Source organism: Gimesia sp. (assembly GCF_048260065.1).
In the GTDB taxonomy this organism is placed as follows: domain Bacteria; phylum Planctomycetota; class Planctomycetia; order Planctomycetales; family Planctomycetaceae; genus Gimesia.
This window is the reverse complement of record NZ_JBLXHC010000005.1, coordinates 90,805-109,130: the sequence shown is the minus strand read 5'-3', so window position 1 is coordinate 109,130 and position 18,326 is coordinate 90,805. Positions and strand designations below refer to the sequence as shown.

The following is an 18,326-nucleotide window of genomic DNA, read 5'->3' as shown; positions in this document are numbered from 1 at the left end:
TGCACCTTGAACAATTATCGATGCCGGTTCCATGAGACCGCCAGCGGGATTGTCGCGAAGGGAAGCACAGGCAGGATCAGCAGTGTGGACAAGAAACAGCGGTCCAACAACTTCTCGGCCCCCCAGTAATTCCAACTGAGTGGAAGCACGACCAGACAAAACAGAATCGCCAGACAGATAGTTCTTCGCGTTACCAATTCACGTCGATAAGCAAAACGATAAGCCAGAATGGTAGTGGTCCAAATGAAACCAATGCTCAATAGTATCCAGGCGATTGAGAATAAGGTCCATTGATTTCTTAATGGCCCCATGGGCAGAATTATTGTTAAAAAAAAGAACACCATACCCAGGTAAAAGACCTGCCCGATGAATTTCGCATGCCCGGTCCAGATCAGTGCCAGTCCGTTGGCGATCAGCGTCCAGACAGTCAGCAGGTAGACCAGTGACACCAGGATGAAATTCTCTTTCGACTGATACTGCAGCATCCAGTTCCAGTCGGCTTTAAGGACAGCCAGTCCCTCGTGGTAGACCATAAAGAGATAGCTGCCTCCCAAACCGACAATCACCACCCAGAACACCAGATGCCCCAGTGATTTGAGCAGGTTGATGACCAGCGCGTTTGACACCTGCCTGTTTGAAACCGGCAATTGGGCCAGATAGTCTTTCATCGATAAGAAATCCCGAGGCGTCAGGGATAGGCCGAGAGTCAGCAATAATGAGAACGAGGATACCAGAAAGACCATCGTGGTGCAGACTGCGGGATTACTGCCAATCACCGGGCTCTCAACGCCGTACGCGTCCTTATACAGGTAGCCGGAGAGATTCAGGAGCAGACTGGCACCGCCAAAGATCATCATCGTTAACACCACGGGTTGACAGCCTTCCTTCCAGTGCAGGCGGGCAAAGGCCTGCGTACGGGAACCGGTGTTTGGAATAGTTTGATTGTGGCAGCGTAGCTGATCGCCATTTAACCAGGCTTCGACTCGCGACCAGATTGGACTTGTTACCGCAGCACCACAGCGAACAGTGGCATACGCACGGATTCCTGCCAGCCAGCCTATCCCACAAACCACCAGCACGGTGATCCATTCCGTTAGTGTCACCACCTTCCAGGGAACCAGCTTTCCCTCAGGATAATAGCGGGAGACCAACCAGGCCACGAGTGCCCCTACCGCGCTGGCCCAGAACAGCAGCCGCCAGAAACCCTTCGCCTGCAGACTCCAGTAAGCCGCCCAGGCAACCATAATGAATGCAGTGATAAACAGAGTCGGCCCCAGTACGGAGTAATCGCGGTCCGGCCAACTGGCGTCCATGAACAGGAGGCGCACCAGACCATTAATCAGCAGGGATGGTACAACCACCATCACCACCGTAGACCACATCACCCAACTGGCAATGCGGGTGGACGAGACTGGCAGCCCGCGGGTGAGCTGCAGCGGGCTCTGATAAGCGGCATGGATACACAAAAAGCCGAAGGCCACCCACGAAAGACCCAGTATAAAGAGTTGACTGTGAAACAACTGAGCAAGATCACCAGCGATAGAATCTGGCAACACCCGGAACACCGCCGGCAAGGTCACCGGCCCCGTCACGAGGAGCAACACTGTAATGAGTGCCCCGAGCCAGGCACGCTTCCAGATCAGTCGAGTTGTCATGACAAAGGCAGATGACATTGGTTGCACCTAAAACAATTATCGATGCCGATTCCACGAGACCGCCAGCGGGGCACGTTTCGTAAACGTTTCTAAAACAACAAAGAACTGATGCATCATGGTTTTACTCCCGGGCAGAAGCGCGTTGTGCTGATTTCATGCGGGCGACGAATATTTCTTCCAGTGTCGGTGCGGTCTGATCGAGGATCTCGGCTTCCAGCTGTTCCAGCTCTGTTTCCAGTTCCTGTTTCTGACCGTTACAGACAATCTTCCACTCTCTGCCGGAACCCGACCACATCAGTGCGCCGGTGAGTTGCGGGAAATAAGGCTGCGGTTCCAGGAAGCGGACCGTCAACTGGTAATGCGAGACGAGCACTTCGTCGAGCGGGCTGGTGAGCAGGAGTTTGCCCTGATCGAGAATCGCGATCTGATCGGAGACGCGCTGTACTTCGTCCAGCAGATGCGAAGAGAACAGCACCGTCCGCCCTTCATCGACGACCGTACGAATGATGGCGTCCAGAATGTCTTTTCGCACCACCGGATCCAGGCCGGACGAAGGTTCGTCCAGCACCAGCAGCGGCGGTCGATGTGCCAGCGCGACGAGCAGACCGGCCCGCGCCAGTTGCCCGCGTGACAGGGTGGGCACTTTCTGATTCAGCGAAAGCTCAAACATGATCCGCAGTTCTTCCGCATAAACCGGGTCCCACTTGGGATAAAAGGCCCGTGTGAATTCAATCAGTTCGCGCACCGTCATCCAGGCAGGCAGATCCCGGTTCTCCGAGAGATGACCAATCCGCCCCAGCACGCCGGGCGGGTCGGCAACCGGGTCCAGGCCAAACACGCGCACGCTCCCCTGCTGCGGTTTGAGAAAACCCAGCACGTGTTTTAACAGTGTGGTTTTACCGGCTCCGTTTTCGCCGACCAGTCCAAACACACAGCCTTCCGGCACCGACAGACTGACATCGGACAACGCCTGTTTCTTACCGAAGCGACGACTCAAATTGCTGATTTCGATGACATGTTCGCTCATTTTCCGACCTCTTGATGTGAATCAAATTTCTGGCTCCGCTGACGGAGCAGTTTCAACAGGGTCTCTTCATCTACGCCCAGTTGACGCGATTCGGTCAGCAGGGCATCCATGCGTTCGTTAAGGATGCGGCGTTTTTCTTTGCTGGAGAGGGGGGAAACGCCATTCGAAATGAAAACGCCGGCACCGCGCCTGGAGATCACGACACCTTCGGCTTCCAGCTCGCGGTACGCGCGCGCGACGGTATTGGGGGTGATCGTCAGCTGCTGTGCCAGGCCACGAACGGAGGGTAACTGTTCGTGGGCTTCGAGACGACCGGAGGCCACCAGAAACTTGATCTGGTTCACCACCTGCTGGTAATAAGGCGTGCCGTCCGCTTCTGATAATTGGATCTGCATGGGAAAAACCTCACTTAGAACTGTATCAACACAGTAATACAATTATCAGACACTGTCAATCAATTTATTTGTGTATTCTTTCTGGAGTTTTTTCACAAAAATTATTTATTCCGCAAATTTGAGCCCCTGCAAATCAATGCTTGCGGAAACGCGAAATGGACTTCAGAATAAAAACAGAGTCCCTTCTAATCGTTTTACATTCTTATCGTGAAAGACCGTGCTCATGATTTTTACTGGCAGACGCCGCTCTCCGCTGGTTCTGATGTTGCTCCTGATCTTCTGCCCTGCTCTCGGTTTACGTTCGGAAGCAGCAGAAAAACCAAACGTGTTGTTCATCGGCACGGATGACCTGCGCTGTGATCTGGCCTGCTACGGTCACCCGCTGGTGAAGACGCCGAACCTCGACAGGCTGGCCTCGCGCGGAGTTCTGTTCAAACAGGCTTACTGCCAGCAGGCGCTGTGCAATCCGTCGCGGGCCTCGCTCATGACAGGCCGCCGGCCGGACAGCCTGCAGATCTGGAATCTGCCGAAGCACTTCCGCGAAGCTGACCCGAACATTGTCACACTGCCTCAATTGTTTAAGCAGAACGGTTATTTCACGCAGAACATTGGCAAGATCTTTCACAACTGGCGACAGAAAATCGAAGGAGATCCCGCTTCCTGGAGTGTGCCCGCCGTCCTGCATTACGCCAGACACGACGATGATCAGCCACAACTGGAAGGCAATCAGGAAATACCGGAGAACCTCGCAACTGCACCGCGAACCGAACGTCGCGACGTACCCGACTCAGCGTACTTCGACGGACGCATTGCCGATCTCGCGGTCAAAGCACTGCAGGAATTCGAACAGAAACAGCAGCCCTTCTTCTTAGCGGTCGGGTTCTGGAAACCACATCTCCCTTTCAATCCCCCCAAACAATACTGGGACATGTATAAAGACAGTTCGGTTCAACCCGCCAGTAATCCCGGACCACCAGAAGGTGTCCCCCCGATTGCGCTGCATGACAGTCGAGAAATCTTGAGAGCCGTGAAGGGGAAGTTGACCGACGCGCAAACCATCGAGTTGCGCACTGGCTACCTGGCAGGCATCAGTTATCTGGATGCGCAGGTGGGCAAGTTACTGGCGGAACTGGACCGTTCAGGACTGAGCGACAACACGATTATTGTGTTCTGGTCAGACCACGGCTTTCACCTGGGCGAACACAGTCTGTGGTGTAAAACGTCGAATTTCGAAAACGATGCACACGTGCCGCTGATGATTTCGGTGCCACACATGAAGACGGCGGGAGAGACATCGGACGCGCTGGTAGAACTGCTCGACATGTACCCCACGCTAGTCGAATTATGTGGTCTCCCCTCCCCCGGCACACTGGAAGGCACGAGCCTGGTCCCGGTATTGAAAGACCCGACGCAGTCAGTCAAACCAGCCGCCTACACGCAGCATCCACGGCCCGCGTATTACAATAAGCAACCCGAGAACATGGGCGTATCGGTTCGCACTCCCCGTTATCGTTACACAGAATGGCGAGAGTTCGAAACGGGAAAGATCATCGCGAAAGAACTTTACGATCACAGTCGCGATCCGGAAGAGAATACAAACATCATCGAACATCCGACGGACCAGGCCGAGTTTGAGAAAGCGGTACAGCTGCTCGAAGCACAGTTTCCACGGAAGCCGGCTGGGAAAGATTGAGGACAATCTTGATGAGTGAATCAAAGCATGGATTCGAGATCCGATCTTCGAACCCGGTGTTGCGGATGTTTGATGAAGCGAAAGCGAAGGACTTCTATCTGGATTATCTGGGCTTTGAGGTCGACTGGGAGTCACGGTTTTCTCCGACGGCACCATTGTATATGCAGATCCATCTGGGCGAGGCGTTCCTGCATCTCAATGGACACGCCACGGAGGAGACTCCCGCTGCCGAAGTGAATATTCCCATCCTGGGATTGCAAAACTTTTGTGACTACCTGATTGCGAAAAACGCGAATTACCCGAAACCGATTGCCGTTGATCCCCGCTATCAGGGGAGGAATACGGATCTGAATCTCTTTGATCCGTTCGGCAACCTTCTGGTCTTCTGCTCACAGACCACCGAAGGATGAGAGAGATCATGTGGCTTACGGCGAACTCATAAAACTGATTTCTTTGAGCGGAATGGCACTCAGAAAAAGCGCAGATAAGCCCAAAGACTTATTCAGGCGGTTGTGTGGCACTGTTGGCTCGCCAACAGTGATTGAGAAATCGCAATCAACTATAGGAAACTCTTCTGAAATGGGTGGGCCCAAATGCAATTCGGGTCGAGCGCAGCGAGCAGGAGGTTGCTGGCTGAGCATTCGATTGTGGTCAGCGACTTCGATGCTTGATTGTATGAGGTGCGATTTCTCACCAGACAACAATTACTCTGCCACCTCCTGTTGCCTCTGGCAATCACGGATTGCAGCCGAGACCACCCCTGGTTGAGTCTATTACCATCTGCAGGCAGTATCAGCCCAGCTCTACAATCGGTTTTCCACTGGGGAGGATCGGCATGGGGCGGCCGCTGTAATCCAGAAATTCGTGGGTCTGATCGATACCCAGGAAACGATAGACGGTGGAAAGCAGATCGTTGGGGTCGAGTTTGTTGTCTTTCGCATAAGCGCCGTTGGCCGTGGTGGAGCCGATGACCTGCCCCATCTGCATACCGCCTCCGGAGACCAGGACCGACATCGCGCCGGGCCAGTGATCGCGGCCGGGCTGCATGACTTTGGAACGGGTCCCCTTCTGTGGATTGATGCGGGGGGTGCGACCGAATTCGCCGGTGACAATGACCATTACTTTTTTATCCAGACCACGCTCGTAGATATCTTCAATCAGCGCAGACACGGCACGGTCGAAGACAGGCAGGCGTCCCCGCAGGTCATCATAGAGGTGCCCATTCACTGCGTGGATGTCCCAGTTACCGGCACATCCTTTGACACCCGGATTCTGCATCTGCATCGTGACGAAACTGCTACCCGCTTCGACCAGGCGGCGGGCCAGCAGGGCACGCTGTCCCCATTTGTGGCGTCCGTATTTTTCGCGGGTTGCGTCGCTCTCCTGTGATATGTCAAAGGCGTTACGGGCCTTGTCGCTGGTGAGCATGTTCAACGCTTTACTGTTGAACTTGTCGATCGATTCCAGTGAGCCGTTCTGATCGATGTCACGTCGCATCTGGTCGAAAGAGGTTAACAGTGTCATGCGATCGTCGAGGCGTTCCTTCAGTTTATCGCCCATCGTGATGTTGGGTACCTGGAAGTTATCCAGGTTCGGATCGGCGCCGACTACGAACGGCAAAGCGGATTCACCCAGGTAGGCGCTGCCGCCCCCATACACGCGGGGCTGGTTACCGATGTAGTTCGGCAGACCATTGTTTACATGGTCGCGAATTTTGGAGACGATCGGTCCAATGGTCGGAAACTGTGAGATCGGATCGAGCGGACGCAGCGGATCGCGGCCGGAAAGAAACCGCCCTGCTCCGCCGGCATGATTGGCAAAGCCGTGTGAGATCGAACGGATAATCGTAAACTTATCGGCGACCTTCGCATGCAGAGGCAGATGTTCGCAGATATCCATGCCCGGCACATTAGTATGAATCGGGTTGAACTCCCCGCGGTATTCGATAGGCGCGTTCGGCTTCATGTCATACGTTTCCATATGACTGGGACCACCCTGCAGCCAGATCAGAATCACCGAGGTATCGGGAGTCGATCCTGATGTCGCAGCCGCTTCGGCTCTGAGCCGCAATAGATCCGCCAGGCCCAGACCTCCCAGTGTCAGAAAACCAGACTGGAGAAAGGAGCGCCGTGAAAGTGTCGCCTGCATCAGATTTGCCGGATCATTCATGTTCAGCACCTCAGCTCGCTGGTATCGGGAAGGAATTTCTGGTGGGATTCAAGCAGTCTCGTTTTGTTGATCTCTTCTATATACAGGTCGGCTGTGCCAGCAGACCATTTCATTTCAAAATTCGTTTATATATCATATCAAATGATTTCCCGCTCACAAACCTTTCCTGCGCAATCAGCGTTTTCCTGTCAAATGTGTTGAAGCAACTCCCCTTAAGCTACTAATATCAATACACTTAAACGTTCTTACATTTATCTACCGGGCTCTCAATCTGGCGATTCACGACGTGATGGCTGGACTGAACGTGTTAACCTGCACAATCGAAACAGTCTTTGTAACCCGTTGGCAGGGAGTGATTAACGGGGCTGTCTCTGGACGAATCTTGGATTCTGAGCAGGAAATGACTCGTTATTGTCCCTGAGAGAAGATAGAATTGACCGCCAATCAAGTGATTGAATACCAGAACGAACATTTGGCGTACGCGGTGCGTCTACGTATTTGTCTGTTGTGGTAACAGCAAGATATCGATCAGCCGGAAGCCGGTTTCGAACCGGTGAGAGTGGATTCTGGTCGGTCCCGTCATTAATAATTGAGACCATTAGAGATTATCGAAACAGAAGGGTGAAGACCGTGGCCACTGCCAACGAAAAAAACACGCAAACGAAGACAATCAATGGCGCTGAGATTCTGGTTCAGGCATTGGTGCGGCAGGGCGTGAAAACCATCTTTGCTTATCCGGGTGGTTGCAGTATGCCGCTGCACCAGGCTTTGATGAAATACAAAGACGATATCCGCACACTACTGCCCCGCCACGAACAGGGGGGCGGCTTTGCTGCTCAGGGGATTGCCCGGACAACCGGCGACGTGGGCGTCTGCATGGCAACCAGTGGCCCCGGTGCCACCAACCTGGTCACCGCACTGGCGGATGCCAAGCTGGATTCGATTCCCATGGTGGCCATCACCGGTCAGGTGCCTCAAGCTGTCATTGGTAGTGACGCATTCCAGGAAACTCCCATGGTGGAAATTTCCCGTGCGATCACCAAACATCATTACATGGTAACTGATGTCAAAGACGTCGCCCGGATCGTGAAAGAAGCATTCTTCATTGCAAACACCGGGCGTCCCGGTCCTGTGCTGATTGACTTCCCGAAAGACTGTCAGCTGGCGACACTGGATGAAGAACCCGATTACAATCCGGATACTTATCTGCCCGGCTATCGTCCTGAAATGCGTAAAGCGGCTCCCGAGCAGATCAAGCAGATTCTGGCAGCCATCAAACGCTCGAAGAAACCAATTCTCTACGTCGGTGGCGGTGCCATCATTTCGGATGCTTCCGAAGAACTGGTGAAGTTCGCCCGCCGCACCAATATTCCCGTAACCACTACAGTCATGGGCCTGGGCGTCTTCCCCGGCGATGATCCACAGAGCCTGGACATGCTGGGTATGCATGGAACCGTTTATGCCAACTACGCTGTGAACGAAGCTGACCTGCTACTGGCATTTGGCGTTCGCTTTGATGACCGCGTGACCGGCAAGCTCGAAGAATTTGCCAAACACGGCAAGATCGTGCACGTGGATATCGATCCTTCCGAGTTACAGAAAAACAAGGAAGCCCATATCCCCATCAATGCCGACCTCAAACAGGTCCTGGTCGCATTGAACGAAACAATCACCGATGACGATCTCCCACAAATTGATAACTGGCTGGCACAGTGCAAAGAGTGGAAAGAGAAATATCCGCTGAAATATCCTGAACTGGGCGACATCATGTCGCAACAGTACGCGATCCACGAACTCTGGCAGCAGACGAAAGATAAAGATCCCTACATCACCGTAGGCGTTGGCCAGCATCAGATGTGGGCGGCTCAGTTCTACAAGTTCAATAAACCACGCCACTGGCTCAGTAGTTCCGGACTGGGAACGATGGGCTTCGGCCTGCCCGCTGCGATGGGTGTCCAGGCACAGTTCCCCAACAGCCTGGTGGTCGACATCGACGGCGATGGTTCGATGCTGATGAATATTCAGGAACTGGCCACACTGCATACTGAGAACCTGCCAGTCAAGATCCTGCTGTTGAACAACCAGCACCTGGGTATGGTGGTGCAGTGGGAAGACCGCTTCATGGAAGGCCGACGTGCCCACACTTATCTGGGTCCCGTCCATCATCCGGAATGGGAAGGAAAGGGATCCGGCGAGCATGGCGAAGCCACCTACCCGGACTTTGTCTCCATCGCCAAAGGATTCGGTCTGCAGGCAAAACAGGTACGTTCCAAAGCAGAATACCCGGCTGCCCTGGCAGAAATGCTGGCATCGGATCAACCTTACCTGCTGGATGTGATCTGCACCTACCAGGAACATGTGCTGCCGATGATTCCCAGTGGCGGTACTGTGAACGACATTATCACAGAGTAATCAAAAGACTGTCGTCTGATATCGATTACCGGGCTCCTCAATCATCGATTGACGGAGCCCGTTTTTTTTCGTCGCAAAGATTCACGGCACCTGAATTCACCTCGCGAGAAATAGTCTGATTATATCAGGATACATACAAGCATATTATTTGCAGCGCTGATTCCACAGTCATCAGAAAGTCGAGAGCGCAGCACATTTCACCATAGCGTCACTCTATTTATAACTCTCAGTCCCAATGCCCCTGGAGACGCTGCAGTAATAGGTCTCGTTGCCACATTATCCATGCTGCATGCTGCGACAAATTGCCCGGGGTCCTGTAAAGTCGAAAAAAATCTCTCTGCCGGGCTGGAGAAACGTTCTCACAGGCCTATAAGATATCCATTACAGAGTTTTTTTCTGCTTCAACGTGAGGAAACCATGAGCCAGCAGAGACAGATCGGCGTGACGGTCTTACCGGAATACCTGCAGTACGAGGGAGTCGAGACAGTTCTCGACAATCTTATGAAGCGCGCAGGCGTCACGGCCGTTTCCACTTCACCTTATGTGATGCAACTGGCTGACGAACAGACAGGCGTACGCGAACCCCCCGCCGACGCTGGTGCCGGTCAGGTCCGCCTGCTGGATCGACCGCTGTGGGAAGGCAAACGGGAACTGTGGGTCAAAACATCGCCCAGTTTTGTGCCCGATCAATCTCTGTACTCTGGTCTGCGCTATCAACCAGCGCAAGCGGATGAATTGACTCACAGCGCGGGTCATGTCGTCGCAGAGTTCATTGAAGCCGCGCATGAACGAGGACTTGAAGTTTACTTCCAGGTTCAGGCTGCGATTCCCCCCGGCTATCGCGTGCAGTTTGGCGGACCGGTCGAAGAAGATATCCCCCGCCTGCCCGATGGATCACTGCCCCGCAGACGCGTCGCCAATAACGGCAGTCTGGCCAGCCCGCATATTATCGAATACCAGCATGCGCTGATTCGCGACTTGCTCAATCAATATCCTGATATCGACGGTCTGCGTTTTGACTGGCCCGAGTATCCCCCTTATTTCCTGGATTCCGCGTTTTTCGATTTCAGTGACCATGCCCGTCAGGCAGCAGAACGGCTGGGATACGATTTTGAACAGATGCGATTAGATTCACAGGGACTGTACCAGAAACTCAATGGGGGACTGACAGATTACGATCTGGAAAACTGGCTCTCGGAAGAAAATCAGGCCGCTAATTTTCCGGTCTGGTTGAACGATCACTTTCCCGGTGCTTCTGCGATGCTGCTCTTGAAAGCCCAGCTTTCCAAAGAGCTGCTGGCGGGCTTCCGAAAAACTATGGATGAATGTGGTAAACCGGGGGTCGAACTGGCACCCAGCGCGTTTCCTCCCCCCTGGTCGATTCTGTCAGGTATGAATTATTCCCTGGCTGCAAAGTACTGTAACTCGGTGAGTGTGAAACTGTATGGGATGCACTGGTCGATGATGCTGCGTTCCTACGGCGATCAGATTCTGGCAGCCAATCCCGGTTTGTCAGAATCGCTACTGGTACGTGCTTTGTTCAAATTTCTGGATATCACAGACTGGGCTCATCCCACACGCCTGTCAGAAGTCTATTATCCGGGCCCCGATCAACCCCACATCGCAGGGCCGCTGGCACAGGAACGAAAAATTCTGGCAGCCAGAAAACTCGCACGCCCCATGCCCATCTATGCTCTCGCGCACGGTTATGGTCCCACCGAAGATTTTCGGGCGCGGATGCAGGTCGCGACTGACATCAGTCCCGATGGTGTCTGGATCAACCGTTACTGCTATCTGAACGATGACAAGCTGGACATCATCGGCCAGTGTGCTGTAGGCTGCAATACATAAAGTTTGCAGAAAAACAGATCCTGCTTCTGATCTTCATTCAAATCTCAGCGCCAGACAGTAGGATAGCAGTACACGCTTTTGAATCCGTACTGATCAACCAGGAGGGCACTGTTCATGCTGCACGGCCAGAAAAATCTGCATCCATCTGACCCCGAATCCTTTATCACCCCCGCCTATGGGGGACGCTTCATTCAGGAACCTGTTCCCAAATACGAAATGCCGGGCGAAGGTCTGCCTCCCAAGGTGGCTTATAACCTGATCCGTGATGAACTGATTCTGGATGGCAACTCGCGATTGAACCTGGCAACCTTCGTCACCACGTGGATGGAAGATGAAGCCCGGCAGCTGATGTCAGAAACGTTCGATAAGAACATGATCGACAAGGATGAATACCCGCAGACTGCTGAGATTGAACTGCGCTGCACCAACATGCTTTCGAAGCTCTGGAATTCACCCGCAGAAGAAAACGCCGTGGGTTGTTCGACCATTGGTTCCAGCGAAGCAGCGATGCTGGGCGGGATGGCCCTCAAATGGAACTGGCGGAAACGCAGAGAAGCTGCTGGGAAGCCCGCGGATAAACCGAACATGGTGATGGGCATCAACGTGCAGGTCTGCTGGGAAAAATTCTGTCGTTACTGGGAAATCGAACCACGTTTTGTACCAATGGAAGGAGACCGCTACTGCCTGACCGCGGAAGAAGCATTAAAACTCGTTGACGAAAATACGATTGGCGTCGTCGTGATCATGGGGAGTACGTTTGATGGTCGTTATGAAAATGTCAAAGAAGTCAACGACGCGCTGCTCAAGCTCAATTCTGAAACCGGCTGGGAAGTCCCGATTCATGTGGACGCTGCTTCGGGCGGATTTGTCGCACCGTTTCTGCAACCGGATCTGGAATGGGATTTCCGTTTGCCGCTGGTGAAATCGATCAATACCTCCGGGCATAAATTCGGACTGGTCTATCCCGGTGTCGGCTGGATCATCTGGCGTGAGAAAGCGGAACTGCCGGAAGAACTGATTTTTCACTGTAATTATCTGGGGGGAGACCTGCCTAACTTTGCATTGAATTTTTCCCGCCCCGGAAACCAGGTTGTCGCGCAATACTATAATTTCCTGCGGCTGGGTCACGAGGGCTATCGTGAAATTCACCAGACATCACAGGATGTCGCCCTGCATTTGTCCGCAGGTATTGCGAAGCTGGGTCCCTTCGATCTGATCTCGGACGGGAGTGACATTCCCGTGTTCGCGTTTACCACGAATGAGACTGCGAATTTCAGCGTGTTCGATATTTCCAATAAAGTACGTGAACGTGGCTGGCTGGTTCCCGCTTATACTTTCCCCAAAAACCGTGACGATCTTGCCGTATTACGCTGTGTCTGCAAAGAAGGTTTCACGCGCGATATGGCAGAGATGCTGTTGGGTGATCTGCAGCACGCGATTGACTATTTCGCCTCTCACCCCCAGCACACTCCCCAGACAAAAGGGAGTGGATTTCACCACTGACCTGTGTCCGGGATTTCGAAAGTATCACCCTGATAGTCAGCGTCAGGAGTTTACCAAGCTAAAAAGCAGCTTTAGTCTTTGAGGTCGAACGTTAATTCGTTCGAACCTGCTTTGACATCTGCTTTGAGTGGCGTATCTTTCATACTGCGGTATTTCTGCGGGATATTGGGGTAGTCTTTTTTGGGAGCCGGATTATCGGGAGTCCCCTCCGGCGGGGTCACCGTCACGGTATAACTGCCGAGCACGACATCAGAGAGTTCCGTCTGCCCTGCTTCGTTCAGTGCGCCCATCGCACCTTCGCCTTGACCATCCATCATCAACCGGAGCTCTGCTTCGGTAACAGGTGCACCAGCATGAGTCACCGTGACGGTAATGTCGGCGCGTTGCTTTTGTTCTTCACTGCCTCCTCCGCAACCAGCCAGAGACACACTGCCACTGCAGAGAAGTAAGAACAATAGAGATCGCTTGATTCTTGTTTGCGTAACCATTTCAGAGTAATTCCAGTAGAGAACAGATTCAGAATACAAAAACAGAGCACAGACCCCGCTGGTCTGATGAGCAGAGTCTGTGCTTTTTTTCTTCAATTCAGCAATGCTGATTTCAGATTAAAACTCGCCCAGTACATTACCGTCATTTTTCGATGCCAGATTAGCCAGGGTGCTGAAGTCAATATTTTCAGAGACAAAGCGGACGGCCCCATCGGTCAGCAGCACATGCGTTCCGCCGGTATGGAATGAGTTCAGAACAGTATTGGCACCATAGGGTGCACTGGCTTCCGTCGGTGCGCCGGAGGTCCAGAAGCTGTTAATGGAGTACATCACCGTGGTTGTTCCTGAACCCCAGTTCGAACCGGAACCCAGAGACGGCATTTTGGAAGCCGTTCCAATTCCGCTCCAGCCGCCATAGTAATTGGAACGACAGTCTTTCCCGTTCACCTGGCCTGACTGCTCTGCCACGATCATCGTATTGGAAGTTCCGTCCTTGACGTCACGGATTCGGAAACTGTCATTGGGAGCCAGCAGTCCGTTGTTACAATAGGTGCCGTTCCCATAACCTGCTCCGGTAACCGAGCAGGAACCGGAACTGCTGCCCGGCGCGGGAGTGGCTCCGGCAATCCCGACGTAGTCCATCGTCTGACCCTGGTTGTAGTTATTCATACCATTGTCGTTGGAAGTATTGGAAAATGGACTGGACGGACAGTTATACACGGGAACCCGTAATGTTTTTAAGACTTCGTTGGTCCCGGCACCGGTCCCATAACCATAGGAACCACCGCTGTTCTCTGACATAAAACCACCCACAGTCGTGCTGATATTAAAGTTCATCTGGTTGTAAGCAGGTGCCTGATCCAGGAACGGCAGAATCGGTGCACGCCAGTTCGGACGGATGTAACCTGCCTGTTCTCCGATGGGAAACCGCAGATAATTATCGTGATAGTTATGCAGCGCCAGGCCAATCTGTTTCAGTTGATTTTTACAGGTACTGCGGCGTGCTGCTTCGCGTGCCTGCTGCACCGCCGGAAGTAACAACGCGATCAGGATCGCAATAATCGCAATCACGACCAGTAATTCAATCAACGTGAAACCACGTATACGTAATTTGTGCCTGCTTAACATGGACTTTGTCCTTCAAGAATAAAATGGAGAATCAGAGAGCTCGTTTCTTCAGAGGGAAGAAGTTATGAATGAGGGCAGGTAATCTGGAAGGAACCAGATTCATCTCAAATAACGTCGACTCTCAAGCTTTTACAATCGATAATTAAACCAGTGCTGTCGATTATGCAGCCCCTGCTGCCAAATCAATTAGCTGACATATCAACTAAGCGAATATCATGCCAATTCCACATGGTGGAACGCTCCCTTGATTCTGAAAAACAGGGAAAAATGGGGGACGAACTCCGTTTTGAAATTCAATTTTTCCCTGTGCCCTTTTTTTCACCAGCCAAAAAGAGGCGAATTATTTCGACTTAGCGTTGATACTCATTTCGCATCATCTTTCACCGATATTTGCGTTCGACGCATCGTTTTTTTAAAAAATTCGATGCAGGTGCCTGACACGCTGCAGGCACCTGCATCCCGGGTTGCACAGTAATAGAGCACATGCCACTTAAATTAATCCTGCTCATCTGACATCTGGAAATTTGCTTCAATAATTGTACTCCCCTTAAGATAACCTCATAATACAGTTTTGACCTACCCCTGTTAGACGAGGAATCACCATGCGCTATCCCGGATACCTTACGGCTCTGTGTTCTTTATTCTTCTTCCTGCCTTCCTGTCCGAGTGTACGGGCAGAAGTGGGTCTTGGTGCCAAAGCTCCCACGGATGCTGAAATCCTGCTGGACGGCAGCCGGGAAATGCTGGATCAGAAATGGACTTACTGGGAAGGCCCCCGCTTCAGTTCCTCCCTGCCGATCAAATGGAAAGTAGTGGACGATCCCATCGAGGCAGGAACGGTCGTCATGTCAGATGACCCGGCTGCAGCAGGTGGTAAATACGGAACCGCCGACATCGTGACAAAAAAGAAATTCCGCGACTTCCGTCTGCATGTGGAATTTCTGGTTTCCAAACCGGGGGGTAATAGCGGCGTCTATCTACAGAACCGTTACGAAATCCAGGTGCTCGATGGCGACAAAACCAAGCATGGGATGGGAGCCGTCATCAACGAAACCGAATCACCCTACCATGCTTATAATGGCACAGGAAAATGGAACGCCTACGACATCACATTTCGCGCAGCCCGCTTTAAAGACGGCAAACTTGTCGAGAAGCCATTAGTTTCAATGTACTTCAACGGGAAAAAAGTCCACGAAAACGTCACTATCAACAAAGTCTGGGGTGGCGCGAACTCCGGCCTGGATGGAGGCAATGATAACGGCTTCGGCATTACCGACACTCCAGGAGGGATTAAACTGCAGTGCGAAGGGCACGATGTCCGGTATCGAAACATCTGGATTGAACCCCTTGATCTGAAAACAGCCGATACCGATTTTAAAGAATAGCCGCTCTCATTAATCAGCCGACTTCCCTCCACCCGCAGGGATGTCGTGCTGGTAGAGCAGCTTTCCTTTTTCATCGTGGAACAGAAACGAGAGGGTCGCGGGGTCCTTATCTTTCTTCGGTGTGATTCTCACCAGCAGAAAGCCGCCGGAACGCGGGTCCTGCAGATAAGGCTGTTTGATCAGCCCCTTGGGGTCTGTCGATTTCGGGTCCCCCGCTTTGCGGCCCAGACGCGAATTCGCATCAACAAGTGCGCCGCTCGAAAATTCTTCGAAGCCGCTCGGATCGATGGCATGATACTGCCAGTGACGATCACCACAGACAATGAAAAAGTTCTGCTGATCCAGCCCGTTCTCTTTAAGCCAGTTGAAGAACTCGTCCCGTTCATGGCGGAATCCGCCGATGTCACAGTGATTGTCGGTCTTGCGCAGATCGTCGGGGCCGATCATCGGGGTCGGCGAAACGAGCACCTTGAACGTCGCATTACTTTCCTTGAGCGTTTTCTTCAGCCACGCTTTCTGCTCTGCTCCCCAGATCGATTTCCCGGGCCCGTCTTTCATGGCATTCGGACTGCGATACATCCGATTTTCCGGCAGCCAGATCTGCAGGTCTTTATTCAGCCGATGCGTACGATACGTCTTCGCTTCAGTATCCAGCATGGGTGCCACGGGCAACTGTTCCAGCATCATCGCACGACCTTCTGCCGGGGTGGGATGATGATCGCCTGTGTTATCGCCGTCATCAATCCGGTAATCGTGATCGTCAATTTCCCAGTAGGTGGGCACGGCTGCAAACAGATCGCGATAGCGGGGCTGCACAAACTGTTCATGCCATTTCCGTCGCATTTCTGGGATCGTTTCCGCGCGGGGTTTGTCGGGTGTGTCGTAATATACGTTATCACCAGTGCCGACAAAGAAGTCTGGTTCCAGTTTGAGTATCGTCTCCAGAGCCGGATAGCCCAGATGCTTATCCGGACCGGAATAAGGCTGTGGAAGCTTTGTGTTGTTTTCTTCAAGATGCTGTTTTTTATCGATTCGATCATCACCGTGAAACTTGGCGTAATTCATTCCGGTCACCACCACAAAATCGACGGGCGTCGTTTTACTGGCTCCGGGCAGCGTTTTGAATCGGGCCGTCGGACCATCGTGCAGTTGCTCTTCTGTCTCGCCGATCCGGGTTTTACACTCATATTCGGTATCAGCCATGAGCCCGTTGAAAGCAGCCCGGGCGATAAAGTCATGCTCGGCTACAGCCTTGACGACCTGGGTATCAACGTGTTTCGATGCCGTCTTTTCGTTCGCGTAAGGGCTGAGCGTAAAGATGACGACTCCCGGCATCCCTGGTACATCGCGATCGACCAGCTGATCCGTCCTGGTCAGGCGCACCTGTACCAGAGCCGTATCAGAAGTGACCTCTCCAGTCATGATGCCCATCCCCGCCTGTGGGAGTGCCTTTTCGCCTTCACCGAGAACTGATGTTGAATCCCCCTGTTTCAAGACAGATGCTGCGACTTCCGGCTTTGGTTTTTCACAGCCGAACACAAACAATAAACAGCAGAGGCAGAAAATTCTCATGCGAGCACTCCTTTGAATAACGGACTTCAATGTGTTTCCGGTTCCCATTCTATTGATTCAGATGACGAGTCCCAACAAAAAAAGCGGCGATTTACGGTATTCCTGAGATGCCGGTTTTTTTAAGAATTCCGCAGTAATCAAACTTGCTGTTCTGATCGTGATCTCATCAGAATAGAACAGAGGTCACCGCCTGACATTCTCACTGTTCCTGCCGATAATCTATTGATAAAAGAAGACGCATCATGAAATCGATCAAAGTGCCTGTCCTGTTCTCCGTCTGCCTGCTTGTATTCTCATCTGCAGTTGTTGCCGAGGAACAGGCGTCTGATGCCTGGAAAAAGCTGGTTCGTTCCCCCCGGTTCAACAGTCGCCCCACTTTTCAGTTTGTAGAGAACGACCCCAAACTGCCCAATGTCTTTCTCTACGGCGATTCAATTTCCATCGCTTATACCGATGCCACTCGCGAAGCCCTCAAAGGCAAAGCCAACGTCTATCGTCTGTACTGCAATGGAGGAGATTCATCCTCGGTCATCACCAAAATGAAAACCATGCACGACACGATGCGCAATCCCAAACTTGCCGGCCACTGGGACTTCGACTGGGATGTGATTCACTTCAACGTCGGCCTGCACGATCTGAAATACATGAACGGCAAAAAACTGGATCGCGTCAAAGGCAAGCAGGTGACTTCCACAGCAGACTACGAAAAGAACCTGCGCGCCATTATCGCCTATCTGAAAGAGCTGGCTCCCAAAGCAAAACTGATTTTTGTAACCACCACCCCGGTCCCCGAAGGAGAAGCAGGCCGCATCGCCGGTGATGCTGCAAAGTACAACGAGGTCGCTCTGAAAGTCCTGAAAGAGTACCCGGAGATCGGCGTCAACGACCTGTATGCATTCACCAAACCACATCACAAAGAATGGTGGACCAAACCGGGCAACGTACATTTCAATGCGGAAGGTGCGACAGCGCAAGGGAAAGAATCCGCCCGCGTCATCGAACAGGAACTGAAGAAACGGGATTAGCCAGACTGATTTTGCGAAGAGCG

General features: G+C 52.5%; 14 protein-coding genes. 7 read left to right on the top strand and 7 right to left on the bottom strand.

What is annotated here, in order from left to right:
• Nucleotides 1-14 precede the first annotated feature (14 nt).
• The 3 genes from ACN0YN_RS11115 to ACN0YN_RS11105 form a co-directional block, all read right to left on the bottom strand.
• A complete protein-coding gene (locus ACN0YN_RS11115; RefSeq protein ID WP_417385085.1) occupies nucleotides 15-1,673 on the bottom strand; it encodes a hypothetical protein in 1,659 nt (552 codons plus the stop codon).
• Between the two features lie 103 nt (nucleotides 1,674-1,776).
• Nucleotides 1,777-2,682: an ABC transporter ATP-binding protein gene (locus tag ACN0YN_RS11110; protein WP_417385084.1), complete on the bottom strand. Its 906-nt coding sequence runs from the start codon at nucleotides 2,680-2,682 to the stop codon at nucleotides 1,777-1,779.
• On the bottom strand, nucleotides 2,679-3,077 hold the full coding sequence (locus ACN0YN_RS11105; RefSeq protein WP_417385083.1) for a GntR family transcriptional regulator: 399 nt from the start codon (nucleotides 3,075-3,077) through the stop codon (nucleotides 2,679-2,681). The genes ACN0YN_RS11110 and ACN0YN_RS11105 overlap by 4 nt, the downstream gene beginning before the upstream one ends.
• A gap of 223 nt (nucleotides 3,078-3,300) precedes the next feature.
• Here ACN0YN_RS11105 and ACN0YN_RS11100 point away from each other — a divergent pair, with 223 nt between their 5' ends.
• Together ACN0YN_RS11100 and ACN0YN_RS11095 are read left to right on the top strand one after the other, a co-directional pair.
• Entirely contained in the window at nucleotides 3,301-4,770 is a 1,470-nt protein-coding gene (locus ACN0YN_RS11100; protein ID WP_417385082.1) for a sulfatase, read from the top strand.
• Between the two features lie 11 nt (nucleotides 4,771-4,781).
• Nucleotides 4,782-5,180, top strand: coding sequence for a glyoxalase superfamily protein (locus ACN0YN_RS11095; RefSeq protein ID WP_417385081.1), 399 nt, complete (start codon nucleotides 4,782-4,784; stop codon nucleotides 5,178-5,180).
• A 382-nt stretch (nucleotides 5,181-5,562) separates the two neighbouring features.
• Here ACN0YN_RS11095 and ACN0YN_RS11090 read toward each other — a convergent pair whose 3' ends face one another.
• Nucleotides 5,563-6,939, bottom strand: a complete 1,377-nt coding sequence (locus tag ACN0YN_RS11090) for a DUF1501 domain-containing protein (RefSeq protein WP_417385080.1) — start codon at nucleotides 6,937-6,939, stop codon at nucleotides 5,563-5,565.
• 630 nt (nucleotides 6,940-7,569) lie between these two features.
• Between ACN0YN_RS11090 and ilvB the strand changes: the two genes are divergently transcribed.
• The 3 genes from ilvB to ACN0YN_RS11075 all read left to right on the top strand — a co-directional run bounded on the left by ilvB (nucleotide 7,570) and on the right by ACN0YN_RS11075 (nucleotide 12,705).
• Nucleotides 7,570-9,351 carry a biosynthetic-type acetolactate synthase large subunit gene (ilvB, locus tag ACN0YN_RS11085; RefSeq protein WP_417385079.1) on the top strand — a complete coding sequence of 594 codons (1,782 nt, stop codon included), beginning with the start codon at nucleotides 7,570-7,572 and terminating at the stop codon, nucleotides 9,349-9,351.
• Between the two features lie 417 nt (nucleotides 9,352-9,768).
• Nucleotides 9,769-11,202, top strand: coding sequence for a hypothetical protein (locus tag ACN0YN_RS11080; protein WP_417385078.1), 1,434 nt, complete (start codon nucleotides 9,769-9,771; stop codon nucleotides 11,200-11,202).
• 114 nt (nucleotides 11,203-11,316) lie between these two features.
• Nucleotides 11,317-12,705 carry a glutamate decarboxylase gene (locus ACN0YN_RS11075; protein ID WP_417385077.1) on the top strand — a complete coding sequence of 463 codons (1,389 nt, stop codon included), beginning with the start codon at nucleotides 11,317-11,319 and terminating at the stop codon, nucleotides 12,703-12,705.
• 71 nt (nucleotides 12,706-12,776) lie between these two features.
• Here ACN0YN_RS11075 and ACN0YN_RS11070 read toward each other — a convergent pair whose 3' ends face one another.
• On the bottom strand, nucleotides 12,777-13,193 hold the full coding sequence (locus ACN0YN_RS11070) for a hypothetical protein (protein ID WP_417385076.1): 417 nt from the start codon (nucleotides 13,191-13,193) through the stop codon (nucleotides 12,777-12,779).
• Between the two features lie 117 nt (nucleotides 13,194-13,310).
• Nucleotides 13,311-14,321, bottom strand: a complete 1,011-nt coding sequence (locus tag ACN0YN_RS11065; RefSeq protein ID WP_417385075.1) for a DUF1559 domain-containing protein — start codon at nucleotides 14,319-14,321, stop codon at nucleotides 13,311-13,313.
• A gap of 602 nt (nucleotides 14,322-14,923) precedes the next feature.
• On the opposite strand from ACN0YN_RS11065, the gene ACN0YN_RS11060 reads away from it, so the two are divergent.
• A complete protein-coding gene (locus ACN0YN_RS11060; RefSeq protein ID WP_417385074.1) occupies nucleotides 14,924-15,706 on the top strand; it encodes a 3-keto-disaccharide hydrolase in 783 nt (260 codons plus the stop codon).
• A 9-nt stretch (nucleotides 15,707-15,715) separates the two neighbouring features.
• On the opposite strand, the gene ACN0YN_RS11055 is transcribed toward ACN0YN_RS11060, so the two are convergent.
• Nucleotides 15,716-17,278 carry an alkaline phosphatase D family protein gene (locus ACN0YN_RS11055; protein WP_417385073.1) on the bottom strand — a complete coding sequence of 521 codons (1,563 nt, stop codon included), beginning with the start codon at nucleotides 17,276-17,278 and terminating at the stop codon, nucleotides 15,716-15,718.
• Nucleotides 17,279-17,520: 242 nt separating this feature from the next.
• Between ACN0YN_RS11055 and ACN0YN_RS11050 the strand changes: the two genes are divergently transcribed.
• Nucleotides 17,521-18,303, top strand: a complete 783-nt coding sequence (locus ACN0YN_RS11050; RefSeq protein WP_417385072.1) for an SGNH/GDSL hydrolase family protein — start codon at nucleotides 17,521-17,523, stop codon at nucleotides 18,301-18,303.
• The last annotated feature ends 23 nt before the right edge of the window (nucleotides 18,304-18,326 follow it).